The organism is Hahella sp. CR1 (genome assembly GCF_029813005.1).
Lineage (GTDB): Bacteria > Pseudomonadota > Gammaproteobacteria > Pseudomonadales > Oleiphilaceae > Hahella.
In genome coordinates, this window is record NZ_JAPELK010000004.1 from 241,066 (window position 1) to 260,090 (window position 19,025).

Genomic DNA, 19,025 nt, shown 5'->3' on the forward strand with positions numbered 1-19,025 from the left:
ATGATCCTTTCCGTTAGTCGCGACGGTGATCCCCAAGCGGCGTGGCGAGAGGGTTATTCATGACTAAATAAAAGTGAGGTTAAAGCTATGAGCCAGACATTTACGGATGTAGAGGTGGAGAAAACGCTGGCGGAGTCCGAAGCGTTGATCCGTAAAGCGGAAAATATGCGTGAGCAGGGAGACAAGTTGTTTCAATCCCTGGGAATTCCCCGAGGCAGCGCTCAGAAGATATTGAGTCACCCATTGGCTTCCGAAGGGTTCAAGCAGCAGGGAATGGAGCAACTACAGGAATGGCGGGATGAAATTACCGAGATCATGAAGACCGGTAGCCGTACCACGACTCCCATCAAACGCAAAAAGTCCAACCGTAATTATCTGGCGATTTAGCCCTCAGCTTTTTCGGTCTTACAAATTTAATACGAGGAAATTGAGATGAGTACAGTCCCTGTAACCAACAACCAACCCGTCAATCCATACGAGTCTACTTCGGAAACCACGCCTACTGGCGATCCTAAGAATGCGTCCAAATTCGACGACGCCAATATGGACCCGTTTACACGAATCATGCTGCTGCAGGAAGAGCGCGTTGGTTTGCTGGATGGCCAGGTTAAATCCCAAAGCGAACGGATGCAGAGCATCAACACGGAAATCAAGGACTACGGCAAAACCATTTCCATGGTGAATGACAAGGCCGCCGGACTGAAGAAGGGCGAAGACAAGCTCAAGCTGACCGATGCTGAAGTCAACGAGCTGAAGTCCAAGGGCGTTGATGTCAAAGGCAACGAAGTCAGCAAAGACCAGCTCAACTCTTTTGCAGAAACTCTGAAGCAAAAGCGCGACGGCCTCAACAACGACTCTCAGATGGAAATGATTCGCCTGCAGGGCCTGATCAATAAACAGCAGCAGGCTTATCAGTTGATGACCAACATCCAGAAGAAAGAGCACGACACCATCATGGCGACCATCAACAAGATCAACTGATGGCCTGAGTGTGTTCTGAACTCACAGAACTTAATCAGTAAAGGAGACATTCCGTGGCTGAATCAGCACAAACAATACAGCCGGACGCCGAGGCCCGTTTTGAAGCCCTGGTGGAGTCGGTGGTGCATGGTCACGCAACCTTGGGCGAGATCAAGGGGATCACCGACAATGAATTGGAGGCGGTCTACACGGTGGCGTACAACCTGTATCGACAGAATCGCAATGGGGAGTCGGAGAAGCTGTTCCGTTTCCTGTGCCTGTATGGGCATTTAGACAAGCGGTTCTGGATGGGGCTGGGCGCCTGTCTGCAACAACAGCAGAAGTATGAGGAAGCTGTGCAGGCGTATTCATACATGGCCATTCTGGATGTAGAGAATCCTCATCCCCCTATGCATGCGGCGTTTTGCTATCTGGCTCTGAACGACCTGGAGAAGGCGGAAAGCGGTATTGAAGCAGCGTTGCATTGGGCGGGCGATAAGGAGCAATACTCCCAGGTGCGCGCCAAGGCTGAGCTTTTACGCTCGGTACTGCAACAGAAAAAGGAGGGCCTGGCCAATGGTAACGGCGGTTGAAAATCAACATTTCAGTTATCCGATAGGCAGCTCAGAAGATCAGGAGATTCAGGGGCCTGGTCAGAAAAAGGTCGGTTCCCCGCAGGTCTCGTTTAACCTGCAGGACCCGCAGTCCGGCCCAGCGCAAAATACATCGGGCAAGTCTTTTGCTCCCGACCTGGAGCGGCCGCAACCCCGCTCATCCGATGAATTAGTGGCGTTGTTATTAACGATAAAGTCCAAATCCAGCAATGAGCAGATTGAATCCTCCCAGCAGGACATTCAGCTCAACCGGACCAAGCAGAACCAAAAGCATGATGAAATGCTGGATCAAATACAGAAGTCCATCGAAGCCGGTGACAAAGCCAAAAAAGGCGGTTTATTCGGCAAGATTTTCGGATGGATAGCCAACATCGCGACGGCGATCGCCGGCGCGGTCATGATCGCAACTGGGGTGGGAGCCATTGCGGGCGCAGCCATGTTGGCGTTGGCGGTGGATTCAATGGTGGGTGCGGCCACCGGTCACAGCCTGATGGGCGAGATGACCAAAGGTATAGCCAAGGGGTTACAGGCCATGGGAATGGACGAGAGTGTCGCCAACATTGTTGCTGGCGTCGTCACCGCGGCCGTAACGATCGCTGTCTGCGTGGGCGCCAGTATGGCGTCCGCCGCCAAAGCGGGTTCAGGGTTGATCACCAGACTGGCGTCATCGCCGGAGCACATGCAGAAGATTCAAGTGGCTGGGGCTCAGGTGAAGAACATCGCCTCGGCCACCGCTGGAACTTCTGCAATCGGCGGCGGCGCGTCCCAGATAACCACTGGCGTATACAAGAAGCAGGCGACCGATGCGCGAGCCAATCAAATGGACATGAAGAAGGAGCTCGCCAAACTGCAGGCCGCCATGGAGGCGGAGCAGGATCGCTTGAAGGAAGTCATCTCCAAGCTGAATGAGGGAGTCAGTCGCATCCTGCAGATCATGGGGAACGACCACAGCACCCGCATGCAGATCAGCAGGAATATGGTATAGGAGACTTTTATGAGTGTTAACCCGATAAACGAAGCGAATAATACATTCGCTTTTTCTATTGATATGGAGGGCTCCGCTCCGGTCAAAGGCCCCAAGCAGGAAGCTTCTCTGGTGCTCAGCGACGGCAAGCATGATGTGCCGTTGATACGTTTCAGTCGCGAGACCTATCAACCGCAACTGGAGAGTCCTGACAGCAAAGCAGGAACGCCAGGCAAGCAGTTTGACGGGAAGTTGTCGGAAGCCAAAGCGACCCTGGAAGTGGATATTTTCGCCATCATGAGCTTGATCCACGAACTGGCGCAGACGCAGAAGAAAGGCGCCCGCGACATTCGTCACGGCGAGTATCAGCAAAAATGGCAGTCGTTGGAAAGCGCTGGCAAGGAACTGCGTGACTCCGCCGGTAAAGAACTGGCTGCGTCGCTGGTGCAGGGCGCATTGCAGATCGCAGGCGGCGCTGTTTCTGTAAAACTGACGATTAAGTCGACGCAGCAGACGAGTGCGCTGATGAAAGACACCAAGCTTGATTCTGCGCAGTTACAGTTGAAACTGCAGGTGCCACAGAACCTGACTAACCTGGGACAGACCTTCACCCAGATGGCGGGTGGCGCCGGCACGCTCATTTCGGCGCCGTTGACCTATGAGTCCAAGCTGGATCTGGAACAGCAGAAGCAGTACGAAGCTGAATCCGAGAAGCATTCGGCGAATATCGACGAAGCCAAGGATTTTATTCAGACCATGAAAGAAATCATGGACGACGTGAGATCCAAGCTGTCCGCTATCGAGCAATCCAAGCACGAAACGCGGCAGAAGATATTCTCGTAATGTTGGTTGTGATGCAGTAACAAAAACGGCTGATCTTGATGATCAGCCGTTTTTGTCAGGGCGTAATGAAGAAAGCGCTGGAAGGTAAAAGACTAAGATTTGCGTCGCGCTCTTCCTGCGAGTCCCAAGAGGCCCGCGCCGAACAGGGCTAAGGTTGCTGGCTCGGGAACATTCTTAATTTTGATGCTGGAAATATCAAACTTTACTGTGGCATTGACGTCAAGCGTCAAACTGCCTGAGTCAAATAACGCAACTGGGAGTTGGGTCAAGGCAGGCGAGAGCGGCTCTTTGAAATTGAGTTCAAATTCAGCGACATCAAAATAGAAATAAGGAATGTTATCGGAGGGGACCTCGTCAGTGAAACTAAAGGTATTTTTATTTGTGCGCGCCTTCATTTCAAAGGGAGGCATCGTGCTTTCCCCTGAGCTGCCAAAAGAGTAATCGCCGACTCTTGCGCTCCAGGAGCTGATCACAATCTCTCGATCATCCGGCGATCCGACGATATCGTAAGTGAGGCTTCCAAACATTGAGGTTCCAATATTGGGAAAATCCCTTTCAGGAAAGTAGGGGTCAAACACATTACTGACTTCTTTCAGACTTCCTGAAAACTGATAGGTAATGGGAGTAGCGCGAACCGCGGAGGAAAGCGTTAGGACAGTTAAGAAAAATAAAACTTTCTTCATGAGAATTCCTTGTTAAAAGTACCCTTTAATTCAACGTGTTACGCATAATGCGTGCCATCTTCCATAATCCCTGTCGGTATCGGCTTTATCTGTGAGGTCAATCTACATTAGCTTATATTTTTGTAAACTTTGCTGACGTTTGGAGCAGCTCCACGGCGTTTGCGGTTGCCTTTGCTATTTGAACCCATACCGCCGTAGTACATTTTGTCCCGACACTCAAGTAAGCGAACGTCAATTATAAATAAAAGACGCCGCATTATGTATGGATTCGTTGTGGCCTTTCTTGCTTTGAGTTTTGCCTTTGTAAATATTACCGACGTAACGGGAGACTCTCTCCTAAGTTACAAACGCTCAGCTACATCGGAATCCGCTCCACATTGCCTAAACGGCCGTCTTTGAACTCCAGTTGGTAAAATATGTCGCTCCAGTCGCCCGGTACGGTAAATCGGTATGCGCTGAGAATATTTCGCGGGTTTTTCTCAAAGATCTGTTTCCCGTTAATGCTCACGGGCAGGCTGTTTTCGAGCTGGTCGCTGCTGGCGCTATAGCGAATTGTTTGCACGTTCGCCCAAATCACCAGTGGGTCATGGTCTGGCAAGGCGCAGCCGATGACGTCGGCGTTGCGCTGGCAATTCAATTGCGGGCGCCCCAGGTTGGCGGCAGTTTGACGTATGATCTGCTCCAGATCAAAGGTGTAGCTGAACTCCCTGGATTCGCCGTTATGGCTGACTCGCACTTTAATCGCGTCGCCCTGGGGTGGAACGATGGGAAAGACATTTTGCGCCTGTCCTCCCTGGGAGGTATTGATGAAGCCTTTTCCATCGGAATCGTAGGCGATCTCCAGACTGGGCCTGGCGCCATAACAATGGGCGGCGGACGCTCCCAGAAATAGCTGAAACGATCTTCTATATGCTTCGAACTTAAGCGCGGCGAATGGCGCTTTGGCGGCGTCTGCGCCTCGGGCGCGCAGCGGCGTCCAGCTGGGGTCTTGGTGATCGTAACTGTCTGCGTTGTAGCTGACTTTGATATTGAAGGGAATAGGCGCAGCGTCTGCAAAGAGGATATCGCCATACAATTCGGCGCCGGGTTGCAGTCCGATTATGTCAAAAGGCGGTGTGAGACAAAGCTCGCTGGCGCCGCCCGCTTCCACATCACGACAGTCAAGCGAGGTTTGAAATAAGCGCTCCCCCGGAGTGGGCCCAAAAGCCAGCCCGGCCGCCTGGGCATCGCAGAGTTCTCGCGCATCCACCTTGCAGCCGCCAGGGGAACATTCGAATACTCTATCCGGCCTGTGCTCCAGTTTGCTGGCAAGCCCATTGCGGCGCACGTCGGTCTGAAACTGTTGCAGCCTGTCCGTAAACTTCATGGCGTCAGTCTGCGCGCTGTTCACCGTATCGCCGGCCTCGTCGAACATTTTGGTCATATTTTCTCGCAGCGACGCCTGCTGCTGCTCAATGTACTGGCTGGAATTCGGGTCTGGCCTGATCATTAGTTCGTTAACGGCGCTGTAGCGTTTACCGCTGGAACTGGTGGCTTCCACCACAATGCTGACCCGACTGAAGTCGGTCGCTTCACTGATTGATACAAGGGTCAGCTCCATCTGGCAATTATCCGGCGCCTGCTTCAACACAGCGCCTTCTTTGCCGAGCACCTGCCAGTGGCAGGTCATGCCGCTCAGATGCTGTCGGCGCTCTGCGTCCAGTTTCACCAAGACTTTTTCGCCGGGCTTGATCATCTTTTCGCCGATGATGTCGACACGATAGGAAGGCGAGTCCTCCTGGCGGATGCTGATATCTCCTCCTACATTGCCGCCGACCATGACGTTATTGTCGCCGCTGTTGTGCTGACTGGCGGTCGGGTCGCGGCTGATGCTGTAGATGATCGTCACAACGCCGGCGAGGATAGAGACGACGGTGGCGAACAATTTGATGGTTTTTGATCCAGAGAGAAACGAATGTGGTTCCGTGGGCGAGGGCTTCGACATAATCACTCCTTCCTTTTTTAGGTGAGTCGCCAGTCCTGAGTGGGGTTGCAAACGTGATTACAGCGATGAGATCAGAGTTCGATTATAAGGGAAGTGATAGACTGTTTTGTATGCGCAACGACTAAGCTTTGGTTTAGGCTGAGGGTTTAGAAAGGAGCTTATCGTTTAGTTATGCGGCCGACCGCAAAGAGGCGGTCGGCCTGCTTGAAGGGAAAAGGTGGGCGGCTATAGTTGTTGCACGTAACGGATGGCTTCCCGTTCGTTGGAGGTGGTCCAGCCGTCTTCCAATATCGCCGTTAGCAAGTTGCGCAGTGGCGTATGCGCTTTCAGGCTGCTTTTGATGATGGGCGTCGACCGGCGCACTCGGTTGACGTAAAGCAACGCTACGTCGTCCGCATCCGAGTTATACGCCCAGTCCAGTTCTTTGAAGACGCTGTAGACTTTATCCATTTCGTAGCTGCATTTTTCCACCAGATCGCGGGCGATGGCTTCCTCGTCGGTGTTGAACATCTGTGTATGCTTGTCCAGAAAGGTTTTCACGAACGGATCGTTGGAGGCGGCGACTTCAATGTAGGCTTCGTCTGCAACAATGGAACCCAGCACGCCGCCCACCACTGCGCCAATGGCGACGCCCACCGGGCCCGCCCACAATCCCGCCACCGCGCCTCCCGCTGCGCCGCCGGCGAATCCGCCGCCAAGATTGGCTGCTTCTCTGCCTGTCGCGCGGGCTTTGTCCTCGGCGGAGGCGATGTTGTAGATGGCGATGCCGGCGCTTAACAACCAGAGGGCGCGACCGGCTTTACCCAGGCGAATGGCTTTCGCCGAAACCTTGGGGTTCGCTCTGCCGGAACTTTCCACAATCTGTAGAAAGACGTGGTCCTGGTCCGCTTTGCTCAGTTGCGAGAAGGATTTGCTGAACAGACGCTTGGCGTACTTGTCGCACAACACATCTAAATCCAGGCCTTTCGCTTTGAGGGCGCGGGCTTTGGCGCGTCCGATATCGCTGGACTTGGTTCTGGCCCACTCCATGATTTCATTACGCATCTGGTTGGCGGCTTGCGCCGCTTCGCTGGGACTCATCTGACGACTGTTGACGAGGTCTTTCAACGATTCCGCGTAGGCTTTGGTTTTCTCCATGTACATCCGGCGGACGTTGCTGTCTTGAATAAAGCGTTGCCCGAAATTGACCGCCTGGATTTCAAACTGCCTGATGGCTTCATGCGTGCTGTTATAGTTGGATTGATTGTCCGGCATACTAGGTTCCTTTTAGTCGCTTTTAGTAATGATTATCTGCGTGCGTCGGAAAAACTTATCGGAGCGCTGAACTCCAGGAACCGCCTCGGCTTTCCACATAAAACGCGGCTCCAGCAACCATTCCGCCCGGATCTTGAGGCCCGGCCAGAAGATGAAATCGATGTGATTGGCGCGTGCGTCAATAAATTGAAATACGCCCCCAGTGTATTCGGCGGAGAGCGTGACCTCTTCTTTCACCTGACCGCTACCATCGAGGTGTTGTATATGCAGCGTTTCTTCGTAGGGGCAGTCTTCGCTGAAGAAGGCCAGATAGTCCTGGTCCCGGGTGAAATGCGCTTCGTAGACGAGGCCCTCCGGCGTCGGAAAGGGAAAAGTCGCCTTGTCTGCAAGGGCGAGGGCGTTGGTTTCTTCTCTGATTGGGGCAGTCATACGCTTTATGCTCGTGATGTGAGTTCAGTCCTTTAGCTCTTTGCAAAGCGTTCGCCGCTCCACCATAGCGTGGCGGGGAAGTGTTAGGCAAGTTTTTGATGACGCCCATGGGCCCGGCGTTGAAGAGGTATTGAGCGCACGATGAAAACAGGCGGCCATCGTGCGCGAAGGGCGGCTATTTCATGCCAATGGACTTCAAGAACTCGTCTTCCGTCATTCTTGGATGATCCCCCACGAAGGCATAGCCCGCGGGTTTGTGGTCAATATAAATCTCGCCCGCCATTTTGAACTGCGACTGATCATCGAACAGTCCGCTCCAGAGATATTTTTCGCCTGTTGGCTTCAGGTGGTAGTACAGGTTGGTTCCGCAGTGCTTACAGAACGCCCGCTGCGCCCATTCCGATGAATCGTAAGCGGTGATGCTGTCTTCGCCTTCGAATACGGCTTCCTGCGCGGAGATCGCCATGGAAGGTCCGCCATTCCAGCGCCGGCACATGCCGCAGTGGCAGGCATGGTATTCAGGATTGACGTTCTTCGCGGCCACTTTCACTGCGCCACACAGGCATTGGCCGGTTAATGGCCCGGCGATAGTCTTGCTTTCGCTCATGTAGTATCCCTCTGACTTTTTACTTGGTTTTATCGTATGTTTCGCAACGGCTATAGTTTCGTCACAGCTTTAATCTCGACACGACAATACTACCTGTCTGCTACTGACAGCATTGTGTCAGGAGCTGGCGGCCAGATTACAATTTTCCGCCGTGAAGAACAAAAGCGAGCCGCAATCCCTTTTTTAAATCAACCGTAATAAGAGTCCCAGTCATGACTGAGCGTGTGAAATGTCAAAACCTGTCGTGCGACCATATGATCCTGCCCGGCACCGCTGAGCGCACAGGTGGTTTGTGCATGCCCTGCGCCTTAGAGCAGGAGCGGGAAGTGAAGAGAGAGTACATACGCAAACACAGCAAAGTTATTGACCCCTACGCAGGTCTGACTGACAGGATTGATATCATAAAGGCGTATCACCTCCCTGCGCCTGGGGACCCCTTAATTACTTACACCCCATTCCCAGGGGCTATCGATAAGGTTTATCAGGCGTTGACGGGAGATGAAGCGCAACGCTTGGCGGAATATGCCGCCGAGCAGCTTGAGACCGATGAAGACGATAGCGCAATAGAAATCGGCATAACGCTGGCGGCGTTCACGGATGCGGACCTGGCGGCTGTGCAGAAATGTCTCCTGTCTAGCGAGTGTTATGAGCCTGCCATATTATTTCGCGGCGCGAGCGAAGAGGTGGTCAATCTCTTGGTAGAACGCTTGGGAGCGGACCCTGATCTGGACGGCCGTATTCTTGAAGCCCTTGCGTGGAGTGAGGACAGAAGGGGTGCGACCTATATTGCGCAATGGACGCAACAGCCGCCGGATTGGGCGCAGCGTCTGAATGTACCGGTGATTAGTTATATGGCTGAAGCGGGCTGGACATTGGATCGTCATCATCAGTCGCGAAAACTCTATTTGGATGCCTGCTACGCGCTGGGGCCCACGGATACTGAAACGAGCGAAGCCATTCGCGTAGGCGGTATTGATGCGTCAATCTGCCCTTGGTGCGAAGGCGAACTCACGCGTTTATTTGATTTCAATCTTCAAGACCTGAGGTTGGCGCTTTTCCCCTGGCGGGGAAACCGCTTGATCCTGTCGACCTGCCTGCTTTGCGCCTGTTTTGCTGAGGAGATCTACATGCATCATGACCAAGAGGGAGAGCCTGTTTGGTCGTCGCACAGCAAAAAGTCAATCTATTCTCCTGACTACTCTGAGATAGTGGAACCGCTCGCCACGCTCAATTGGAAGCTGTCCTACCAGCCGAGGAAAGCCCGCTTCGCCGCCGTTCCCTTCGTCCCCACAACATTCTCGCAGATCGGCGGTATGCCCACCTGGGAACAACGCGCGGCCTATCCTGACTGTCCCGAATGTCACGAAGTCATGACGTTTATCGGACAGTTGAACATGGCGGAGGTGGCGGAGTTTGGAGAGGGAACCTACTACGCCTTTCTCTGCCCAGGCTGCCGTATCTCGGCGACAAACTATCAGCAGACGTGAGGTAGAGAGGGAAAGGTCTGGTTATTTATCCGCTAGCGTCTTGGGCGAGTCAGTGGGTTCCACTGCCTGGCGAGACTTGTTTCTAACGTTATTAACCGCCGTACTCAACGGATAATACACCCAGTTAGTCAGCTCTCGCGGCGCCAGCATCGGGCGGATATCAACTAATGGCGTGTTCGCATTCAGCCAGGCGTTAAATTGATCTGGCGTCAGTAGCACGGGCATGCGGTGGTGTAATGCTTGTAACGAGGGGGAGGCCTCGGTAGTGATGATGGCGCAGGATTCGAGATAGGCGTCGCCTTTGCTCCAGATATCCCAAATGCCGCCGAAAAAGCAGCGCCCTGACTCTGGCTTGATGTAATAAGGCTGTTTGACTCCGTTTTCCAGCTTCCACTCGATAAAGCCGCTGGCGGGAATAATGGCGCGGCGGCGCTGGAATGAAGTTTTGAAGGCCTTGCTGGTTTCAATGGTCTCCGCTTTGGCGTTGAACATGTTGTACTTGGCGGTTGGCTCCGGCGCCCAGCTTGGCGTCAGCCACCAGCGCATGCCCCTGAAAAAATTCTTCAGCTCTTCCTGCACCGCCACCATCACTTCTTCCGTGGGGGCGATATTGAACAAATCATCCTGGTAAAAATGCGACTTCAATCCGGTGGTGTCGAATCCGAGCGAATCCATCAGGGCGATCACGACAGGGGAGTCGGTGACATTGAATCTTCCACACATAGCAGCCTCGGCGTAATGGCGGAGCCTATGGCAAGTGTAGACTGTAATTCTGTGATGATTGCGTAAGTCTGGATGGAGATGACGTGATCGTAACAAACAACATGCAGGATATAAGCCGATTTATGTCAAATATGCGAAAACAGTGGAAATTCCCTCTTGGTAATATGACGGGCTGGCGCTTATAGTTATCCCTGCCTGTTTACCACTGGTGAGCTAGTTAAGTTTGCCGTAGCTTGATTCTCCAGAGTATTGCCATGCTTGAGCCATTAAAAATTCTTAGGGAAATATTTCAGGAGGCTGCTGATTTACACGCCGCCAAAGACCTGTCTGAACTGATTGTCGACCGTGTGCAGTCCGCCATGAGGGCGGATGTATGCAGTATTTATTTGTTGGATGAAACCTCCCAGGAATTGGTGTTGATGGCGACTCGGGGGTTGGACCCTGAATCCGTGGGGCGCGTGCGTCTGCCTGTCGGGCAGGGGCTGGTTGGTTATATCGCGCAGCATCAGTCATTGATGAACGTGGACAGCGCGGAAAAGCACCCTAACTTCAAATATTTCCCGGAAACCCGCGAAGAACGCTTCTCAGCTTTTCTGGGCGCGCCGATTATCAACTTCCGCAAGAATATCGGCGTGATCGCGGTGCAAAAGAAAGAAGCCGCCTACTTCAGCGATGAGCAGGAAGCGTTCGTCGTGACGATCGCCGCCCAGTTGGCCGGCCCATTGAGTCAATGGGTGCAGCAGGACGGCGTGTTTGACCGCGAAGTATGCCGGGATAAATTCAAGGCGAATCTGAAATTCCGTGGCGTCAAAGGCGCTGCGGGAATGGCGATTGGGCGCGTGCATTGGATCGGCAAAGGTCATGACCTGGCCTCGGCGCCAGATCGGGAGGGCAAAGACGCGGAGCTGGAAATCGCCCGTTTCAGCAAGGCTTTGGAGCTGGCGAAAGAGGAACTGAACGCCAGCGGCGAGCGTATGGCGGGCACGTTGCCAAAAGATGTGCTGGCGCTGTTTGGCGTGTATCGCATGATCCTGGAAGATCAGGAACTGACTACCGAAACCGTCAATCACATCCACTCTGGGTTATGCGCATCTTCCGCTTTGCGTAAGACCGTTGAAGCGCACGCCCGTGTATTCGAGAAAATGGATGACGCCTATTTGCGCGCCAAGGCGGACGATATCCGTCATATCGGCAATCGCATTTACGCTAACCTGCGTGGCGTCGACAGCCCAGACGTCATCGCTGTCAGCGAGCCCACTATCATCGTCGGAAACAACCTCAGCATTACTGATGTCGCCCAGTTTCCGCCGGAATATCTGGCGGGGCTGGTGTGCACCAGCGGCTCCTCCTTGTCGCACATCGCCATATTGGCGAATGCGCTGGGGATTCCCGCCGTCATGGGGATCGGCGACATCAAACCCGCACTGATCGAAAACGCGGAGGCAGTGGTGGACGGCTACCGGGCCGTGGTGGTGTTCAACCCGGTGGATGCCCTGCGTAAAGAATTCAAACGTCTGGCCAAGCAAGAGAAGAAGCTGATCAAAGGGCTGGACGAGCTGCGCGATCTGCCGGCGCAAACCCCCGATGGCTTCCGCGTCAAACTGTTCGCCAATACAGGATTGCTGGCGGATATTTCACCAGGACTGTTACGCGGCGCGGAAGGCGTGGGCCTGTATCGCTCGGAAATACCATTTATGGTGCACGAGTCCTTCCCCTCGGAAGAAGAACAGGTGCAGATCTACCGCAAAGTGTTGGAAGCCTACGCGCCGAGACCTGTGTACATGCGTACCCTGGATATCGGCGGCGATAAAAATCTGCCTTATTTCAGCTTTACGGAAGAGAACCCGTTTCTGGGATGGCGGGGGATACGCTTTACGCTGGATAACACCGGTATTTTTATCAGCCAGATTCGCGCCATGTTGAAAGCCGGGCGTTACCTCGGCAACCTGAAAATCCTGTTGCCGATGGTCAGCCGTCTGGATGAAATCGAAAGCTTCAGAAGCCTGCTGCGAGAGGCGATCGGTCAGCTCAGAGAAGCCGGCGTAGATGTCGATGAGCCGCAAGTCGGCGCGATGATTGAAGTGCCCTCAGCCATGGTGCTGCTAGAAGACCTGACGCAGATGGTGGACTTCTTCTCCATCGGCAGTAACGACTTCACTCAGTACATGTTGGCGGTGGACCGTAACAACGCCAAAGTGTCTGACCTCTACGACTGGTTGAACCCGGCGGTGCTGCGTTCCATTGGCCGTGTGGTGAAAGTGGCGAAGAAGCATGGCGTTCCCGTCAGCGTGTGCGGCGAAATGGCGTCAGACCCTGCGGCGGTATTGCTGCTGCTGGGTATGGGGGTGGAGATGCTCAGCCTGTCCGCTTACAACCTGCCGAAAACCAAGTGGGTCATTCGCTCTGTTTCTCATCAGACGGCGGAGAAACTGTGGAAAAAAGCCTCGCGCATGCGCAATGAGAAAGAGATTCGCGCCATGCTGAACGAAGTGCTGGATCAACATGGACTGGGCGGATTGATTCGCGCAGGGTCGCAGTAACCCGGTCAAATCCGGCGCTAGGCGACATTCCGCCCGATCCCCATGGCGGAGGGCCTCGTTCCAGGGGCTTTCCGCCAAGTATTATTCACCCAAACAGGTGATTTCAAGACACTCCCTTCCTTGCATAATTCCCGAAGTCCGTTGCGGTTTTAGTTTGCGCTTTGCGGAAAACGCAGATAGAACGCAGCGACGCTGAAGCGTTAACGGACTGCGGTAGCCGCTGCGGCGGCGACAATTTCCTCAAACACTTCCATCATGTAAGACATAGTAGAAAAGCATGTTGCGCAAGACTCTATATCGGGCCACGTTGGCGCTTTGTTTTATTATGCTGGCGATGGCTATTTGGTTATGGATGCATCGTTCTATGGAGCTTGAATTCAATCGCCCCGGATTGCTGTCTGGAATCACCCCTAATGCGCCGCCAGCGCTGTATGACGCGCAGGCGGGACAAGGCCCGCAACAAATACGTGACATGGATTAGATAGCGTGAAAGCAAAGCTTGCTTGTTAGGAGGCTGATGTATATATCTAAAGCCCATGGACGAAAAACTGATACAACAAGAATTACAACGCGGTTTTAAGTGGCTTAAGTTCGCCCCTCCTGTGGAGGAGGCTTATCGCGCGTTCCACAATCAGCGAGTGCAGGCGCGTTTGCCGTTGGTGCATGCGACGGCGCTGGCGTTCATCATCATCTATTCTTTGCTGGACTATTATCTGTTCCCTCAGCAGATCGCCAGCTGGACCATTCCCATTCGCCTGTTTCTGGTGTGCCCGATTATCGCCCTGGCGTTATACGCGGGCATGCATTCCTGGCCCCGGCGCTGGTTTATGCCGCTTTATAACGGCACCTATGCGCTGGGCGGTCTGAGTGTGGTGGCGATTATCTGGATTGCGCATTCGCAGAATGTCATGGTGCCCTATGACGGCCTGTTCCTGGTGCTGATCTACGGCTACTTCCTCATGGCGATTCCTTTCTATGTCGCCACAGCGATTTCCACTTTGATCTACGGCGCCTATCTGTTGGTGGAGCTGGATGTCGGCATGGACGCTACGACGCTGGGGTTCAACGCCTTCTTTTTGTTCGGCGCCAACTTGATCGGGGCCGTGGGCTCGTATATCCAGGAGCACGCGCAACGGACGCTGTTTCTGAATCTGCAATTGGTCAAAATCGCCCAGCGTGGGGCGGAGCGCGCCAATCGATCCAAGACCCGTTTTCTGGCCGCGGCCAGCCACGACTTACGTCAGCCCCTGAACGCCATGAGCATGTTGGCGGAAAGTCTGTCCGCAAAGATGGATCGCAATTCGGAAGAGGGGGTTATTGTCGGCAAATTACGCCGCTCTCTCAGTCAATTGAGCGATCTGTTCAAGTCATTGCTGGACATGTCGCAGCTCAGCATGGGCGTGGTTAAACCCAACCCCCGTCACTTCTATCTGCATGAGCTGGTGCGTCGGGTGGCGATGGAGTTTGACGCCATAGACATCCCATCAGCCCGTCCGGAACGTATTGAAACGGACTGTGATGAGGAGCTGGTCGCCTATTCCGATCCTATTTTGCTGGAGCGTATGTTGCGCAACCTGATCACGAATGCGCTGCAGCACGCTGACGCGAAAGCGATCCGGGTGAACTGCCGCCGGCTCAATAATGTGCTTGAAATCCATGTGGTTGACGATGGCGTCGGCATTCCCTCCAGAGACATCAAGCGCATATTTAAAGAGTTTCAACAGGGCGGCGATGAGGAAGGCAGACCGCGCACGGGCATAGGTCTGGGGTTAGCCATAGTGCGGCAACTGGCGGGATTGCTGGGCGGCGCGTTGTCGGTGAAGTCTTCTCCAGGCTCTGGCGCGGATTTCAGTTTCACGATTGCGTGCGGGCGCGCCAACCTGGTGGCGCCGCAACCGGAAGCCTATCCGGAAACCCGCACCCTGGGCGGCATGTCTGTGTGGCTGGTGGAAGACGATCAACCCAGTCGGGAAGCCATGCGGCAGCTATTGGACGCCTGGGGCGTGCAAGTGGCGGCGTTCGCAGACGCCAAAACAGCGATGGGAAGACTGCATGACGAGACGCCGGATATGATTCTGTCGGATTATCGCCTGGGCGGCGCCATTTCCGGGCTGGACGTGGTGCTGTCGTTGCGCCGCCAAAGCGGGCGCGACATTCCCGCGGTGATAATTTCCGCCGATGTGGAAATGCTGCAGGTGGAGGCCGGACGTTATCCCAGCATTATTTTCGTCGCCAAACCGGTCACCCCGGCGCGCTTATATCTGATCCTGAGCAGAGAGTCCGCTCGCGCGGTAGTTGAGAGCGCCGCTGAATAAACCTGGTCAGGCGTCCACCAGATGCAGTCGCGTGGCCACGCTGACGCACTCCGTACGGTTGTGCACATTCAGGTGCATGAACAATGCTTTCAGATGAGACTTCACCGTGTCTTCCGTCAGACTCAGCTCCGAGCAGATTCTCTTGTTCGGCAACCCTTTGGCCAGCAATTGCAGCACTTCCATTTGTCGGGGAGTGATGGAGTCCAGCCGTAGCTGGCTGTCCTGAACCGGCGCCTGATTGCGATGGGTGTAGAAGTCGGGGACGTACTGTTTGCCATTAAGAATCTGGCGAATCGCCAGATTGATCTCCATGGCGCTGGAGGATTTGCTGATAAACCCGATGGCTCCGCTGCGTAGAGACAACTCCACATCTTCGATATCTTCGGAGGCGGACAGAATGGCCACGGGGATATAAATGCGCTTGCACGTCAGGTAGCGGAGAAACTTGAATCCGCGGCCGTCGGGCAAAGAAAGATCCAGTAGTATCAGGTCAAAACTTTGATCGGTATCCAGCAAGGTCTGCGCCGCCTGACAGTTGAAGGCGTTCACCAGATCAATGGGAACCTGTTGGGCGGTGAGGGCGACACGCAGGCCGTCGATAACGAGCTGGTGATCGTCAACCACCAATACCCGTAAATGATTCGGTACAAAAACCGCTGAAGAGGCGCTTATGCTCACGTTGACTCTCCCTGCGCCGTTCGGCGCCGTTTCTTTTTGTTATAAACCAAAAATTATACGCAGATAGAAACGCTGAACAGTGAACGATTGCTAGTTTTTGGGAACAGAATGGGATGCGGAAGGATTGCATTTAAGCGCGTCTATCTGTGAGGCGCTAAATGAGGGCGAGGCAGAGGAGCGACGAGATAGAAGAACAATCCCAGGACGCACTCGGGCGCGCCCCGGGATGGCGAGATTCCGTCAGGCGGTGGGGGCCTGCGTGGGCTGTGTTTCGATGGCGACTTGCAGGATGCTCTGACGCAGCTCCGCATTCAGCACCAAACGCGCGTCTTCCGCGATATTGTCGAGATCTTCGTCGTAAACGATATGTCCTTCTTCATCTACCTGAATGATCTCATTGCTTTTCAGGTTGTTGATAAAGTTGCGGAACAAGGCTTTATCGAAGAACTCCGGTGCGTTGAGGCCATACAGGATGGACATGCGCTCCGCCATGGACGTGCTCTGTTCCTCCAGCGCATTGGCGGTGATCGCGCCTTTGCCGTGACGACGCAGAATAGCGATGGAGATGTAGTAACGCTCCAGAGTCGGGATGATGGTTTTCGCCAGCGCGTTGAGCAGAACGAATTCCCGGGAGCCGGCCATCGGACGGTACAGGTTGTCTTTGTCCTTCAGCAGCAGGTTGCTTTCGCACAATGTCTCGATCCAGCGCTCGATTTCCGGGTCCACATCATCCTTGTGCCAGCGCAGGAACAGCTCTGACTTGATGTAGGGGTAGATCGAACTCACCAGCCACACCAGCTTGGTGCGGTCCATGGTGCTGTTGTTCTGGAATAAACTGGCGACCAGCGCGGGCAGCGCCAGGAAGTGCAGAATATTGTTGCGATAGTAGGTCAGCAAAATAGCGCTGGAGCCTTCCAGGCTGATGATGTCGCCCAGCTTTTGATGCTGACGCAGCGCCAGCCCCATGCTTTCGGTGTATTTGACCCAGTCCGCGCCGCAGCCTTCCGGGAAACTCATTTCATTACTGTAAGGGTGCATGCGCAGTAACGAGACCACTGCGTCGCAATGATCCGCCAGCATTTTTTCGTCCATCGCCTGCTTGGGCGTGGCCAGCAACAGGGTGGCGACGATATTGATGGGGTTAAGCGCTGCTGCGTTATTGATGCGGGTGGCCACCATTTCCGCCAGTTCGTCAATCATGTGCGGCATCCACTTGGGACGCGCTTCCTGATCGTAGGCCTGATCGCGCCAGTGCGGCTGCACTTTGTCGAGCACGTCGGACAACGCGAAGGGCTCGCCGAAGTTAACGCTGACGCGTCCGAAGGAGTTGCGCAGGTTACGCAGGGATTTGAACAGGCCGAAGATGTTTTCGTCTTTTTTCTTCTTGCCGCGCAGCTCGCCGAGATAAGAGCGCGCTTCCAGGATTTTCTCGTAGCCGATATACACCGGCACGAAGGTGATCGGTTTTTTGTAGTTACGCAGATAGCTGCGCACGGTCATCATCAACATGCCCGCTTTCGGCTGCAAAGTGCGCCCGGTGCGGCTGCGGCCGCCTTCCACGAAATACTCCACCGGGTGGCCGCGGGTGAACATGGAGTGCATGTATTCATTGAATACGGCGGTGTACAGCTTGTTGTTCTTGAAGCTGCGACGCATGAAGAAGGCGCCGCCCCGACGCAGAATCGGTCCTACTACCGGCATGTTCAGGTTAATGCCGGCGGCGATATGGGGCACCATCAAACCATTGCGGTACAACACGTAAGAGAGCAATAAGTAGTCGATGTGACTGCGATGACAGGGCACATAGACCACCGCGCTGGACTTGGCGGCCTCTTTCACGGCGTCAATGTTATTGATGTTGACCCCGTTATAAATCTTGTTCCAGACCCAGGTCAGAATGATATCAAGAAAGCGCACTGCAGCAATGGAGACGTTGGAGGCGATTTCGTCCGCGTATTTCCGCGCCCGCTCTTTGGCTTTCTGAGGGGGGATATTTTCTTTCTTGGCGGTTTCCCGAATCGCGTCTTTCACGGCCGGACTGCGAATCAGCGTGGACACCAGGGTGCGACGGTGAGACAGGTCAGGGCCGACCACCGCCTGCCGCATGCGGCGGAAGTGTACGCGCAGCAGACGCGCCAGTTTGCGGTTGGCGCGTTGCGGGTCCTGGGTGTCGTCGACAATATAGCGAAGGGAAATCGGCTTGCTGAACTGAATGAAGGTATTGCGCCCGTGAATCATGATGGTCAGGAATTGGCGCAAGCGGCCGGCGATGGACCAGGTGTCCGCCAGCATCAGCTTGAACAGGGAGCGCTCTTTCTCCGGCGTGCGGCCCCAGAATAGGGAGACCGGCACGATCTGCACGTCCAGTCCCGGGTCTTTTTGCGCGGCGCTCACCAATTGCTTCAGGCGCTCAGTGATAATTGGCGTATGGCGACGTCGAAACATCTGCCCGCGCTTCTCATATAAAAAGAAGTGGCTGCGCGACAGAACCGCGTCCCGCAAGGTCAGCGGCGCCTGGGAAGAGGGCAGGCCGGCGAGGCGGCACTCCTGCTCCAGCACCAGACGACTGCTGAGCGAGCTGTGCTGCAGAACGTAGACGACGGGCTTTTCCGGGTCCAGTCCCAACTGCTTGGCGTCGTTGCCGATAACATCAGTCCTGACCCATAAAAATAAAATTTTGCGGAGCAGGTTAAAGAAAAAAGAAGTGATTCCGAGCATGTAAAATACCGTTTAGCCCTGGCGAAGTGCCCGCTAGTTTAACGGCTCCGCCATAGACAGGCAAAGCTCGGAAATGCTTGATTTTCAGCGGCTATATTCCGCGAGGATTGGGTTTGCGCAAACTTTCTGCAATGTAATGTAGAAGCGAAATGGGAATCTTGCAAAGCGGGATGTGACTCCTTATTCTTCTTTTTCTTTGCGTCCTCCTGTTGCGGCTTAACTTTCA

At 54.3% G+C, this 19,025-nt stretch carries 17 protein-coding genes; 9 read left to right on the forward strand and 8 right to left on the reverse strand.

Features of this window, described 5'->3' with window-relative positions; translation table 11 throughout:
* Positions 1–87 precede the first annotated feature (87 nt).
* From ONV78_RS11735 to ONV78_RS11755, 5 genes are read left to right on the forward strand one after another with little or no spacing between them, the layout of a single operon-like run.
* Positions 88–387, forward strand: a complete 300-nt coding sequence (locus tag ONV78_RS11735) for a hypothetical protein (RefSeq protein ID WP_279503269.1) — start codon at positions 88–90, stop codon at positions 385–387.
* A 45-nt stretch (positions 388–432) separates the two neighbouring features.
* Positions 433–981 carry a hypothetical protein gene (locus tag ONV78_RS11740; RefSeq protein ID WP_279503270.1) on the forward strand — a complete coding sequence of 183 codons (549 nt, stop codon included), beginning with the start codon at positions 433–435 and terminating at the stop codon, positions 979–981.
* A gap of 53 nt (positions 982–1,034) precedes the next feature.
* Positions 1,035–1,553, forward strand: coding sequence for a SycD/LcrH family type III secretion system chaperone (locus tag ONV78_RS11745; RefSeq protein ID WP_279503271.1), 519 nt, complete (start codon positions 1,035–1,037; stop codon positions 1,551–1,553).
* Positions 1,537–2,559 carry a type III secretion system translocon subunit SctE gene (gene sctE / locus ONV78_RS11750; RefSeq protein ID WP_279503273.1) on the forward strand — a complete coding sequence of 341 codons (1,023 nt, stop codon included), beginning with the start codon at positions 1,537–1,539 and terminating at the stop codon, positions 2,557–2,559. The genes ONV78_RS11745 and sctE overlap by 17 nt, the downstream gene beginning before the upstream one ends.
* Before the next feature lie 9 nt (positions 2,560–2,568).
* Positions 2,569–3,381, forward strand: coding sequence for a hypothetical protein (locus tag ONV78_RS11755; RefSeq protein WP_127969171.1), 813 nt, complete (start codon positions 2,569–2,571; stop codon positions 3,379–3,381).
* A gap of 92 nt (positions 3,382–3,473) precedes the next feature.
* Here the strand turns inward: ONV78_RS11755 and ONV78_RS11760 are convergent, their stop codons facing one another.
* From ONV78_RS11760 to ONV78_RS11780, 5 genes are all read right to left on the reverse strand, one after another.
* Positions 3,474–4,064, reverse strand: coding sequence for a PEP-CTERM sorting domain-containing protein (locus ONV78_RS11760; RefSeq protein WP_279503275.1), 591 nt, complete (start codon positions 4,062–4,064; stop codon positions 3,474–3,476).
* Between the two features lie 355 nt (positions 4,065–4,419).
* Positions 4,420–6,048, reverse strand: a complete 1,629-nt coding sequence (locus tag ONV78_RS11765) for a hypothetical protein (protein ID WP_279503276.1) — start codon at positions 6,046–6,048, stop codon at positions 4,420–4,422.
* A 225-nt stretch (positions 6,049–6,273) separates the two neighbouring features.
* Entirely contained in the window at positions 6,274–7,302 is a 1,029-nt protein-coding gene (locus ONV78_RS11770; protein ID WP_279503278.1) for a hypothetical protein, read from the reverse strand.
* A gap of 12 nt (positions 7,303–7,314) precedes the next feature.
* Complete coding sequence (locus ONV78_RS11775; protein ID WP_279503279.1) at positions 7,315–7,731, reverse strand: hypothetical protein; 417 nt, start codon at positions 7,729–7,731, stop codon at positions 7,315–7,317.
* Positions 7,732–7,906: 175 nt separating this feature from the next.
* Positions 7,907–8,338, reverse strand: coding sequence for a GFA family protein (locus tag ONV78_RS11780; RefSeq protein WP_216734883.1), 432 nt, complete (start codon positions 8,336–8,338; stop codon positions 7,907–7,909).
* A 212-nt stretch (positions 8,339–8,550) separates the two neighbouring features.
* On the opposite strand from ONV78_RS11780, the gene ONV78_RS11785 reads away from it, so the two are divergent.
* Positions 8,551–9,825 carry a hypothetical protein gene (locus tag ONV78_RS11785; protein WP_279503280.1) on the forward strand — a complete coding sequence of 425 codons (1,275 nt, stop codon included), beginning with the start codon at positions 8,551–8,553 and terminating at the stop codon, positions 9,823–9,825.
* A gap of 21 nt (positions 9,826–9,846) precedes the next feature.
* Here ONV78_RS11785 and ONV78_RS11790 read toward each other — a convergent pair whose 3' ends face one another.
* The gene (locus ONV78_RS11790; protein ID WP_279503281.1) at positions 9,847–10,548 is read right to left on the reverse strand and encodes an SOS response-associated peptidase; all 702 of its coding nucleotides are present in this window, start codon (positions 10,546–10,548) and stop codon (positions 9,847–9,849) included.
* Between the two features lie 254 nt (positions 10,549–10,802).
* On the opposite strand from ONV78_RS11790, the gene ptsP reads away from it, so the two are divergent.
* From ptsP to ONV78_RS11805, 3 genes are all read left to right on the forward strand, one after another.
* Positions 10,803–13,088, forward strand: a complete 2,286-nt coding sequence (gene ptsP, locus ONV78_RS11795) for a phosphoenolpyruvate--protein phosphotransferase (protein ID WP_216734881.1) — start codon at positions 10,803–10,805, stop codon at positions 13,086–13,088.
* A 277-nt stretch (positions 13,089–13,365) separates the two neighbouring features.
* A complete protein-coding gene (locus ONV78_RS11800) occupies positions 13,366–13,569 on the forward strand; it encodes a hypothetical protein (protein WP_216734880.1) in 204 nt (67 codons plus the stop codon).
* A 55-nt stretch (positions 13,570–13,624) separates the two neighbouring features.
* On the forward strand, positions 13,625–15,403 hold the full coding sequence (locus tag ONV78_RS11805) for a hybrid sensor histidine kinase/response regulator (RefSeq protein ID WP_279503287.1): 1,779 nt from the start codon (positions 13,625–13,627) through the stop codon (positions 15,401–15,403).
* Positions 15,404–15,409: 6 nt separating this feature from the next.
* Here the strand turns inward: ONV78_RS11805 and ONV78_RS11810 are convergent, their stop codons facing one another.
* Together ONV78_RS11810 and plsB are read right to left on the reverse strand one after the other, a co-directional pair.
* A complete protein-coding gene (locus ONV78_RS11810; RefSeq protein WP_216734878.1) occupies positions 15,410–16,081 on the reverse strand; it encodes a response regulator transcription factor in 672 nt (223 codons plus the stop codon).
* A 240-nt stretch (positions 16,082–16,321) separates the two neighbouring features.
* The gene (gene plsB, locus ONV78_RS11815; protein WP_279503289.1) at positions 16,322–18,799 is read right to left on the reverse strand and encodes a glycerol-3-phosphate 1-O-acyltransferase PlsB; all 2,478 of its coding nucleotides are present in this window, start codon (positions 18,797–18,799) and stop codon (positions 16,322–16,324) included.
* Positions 18,800–19,025: the final 226 nt, after the last annotated feature.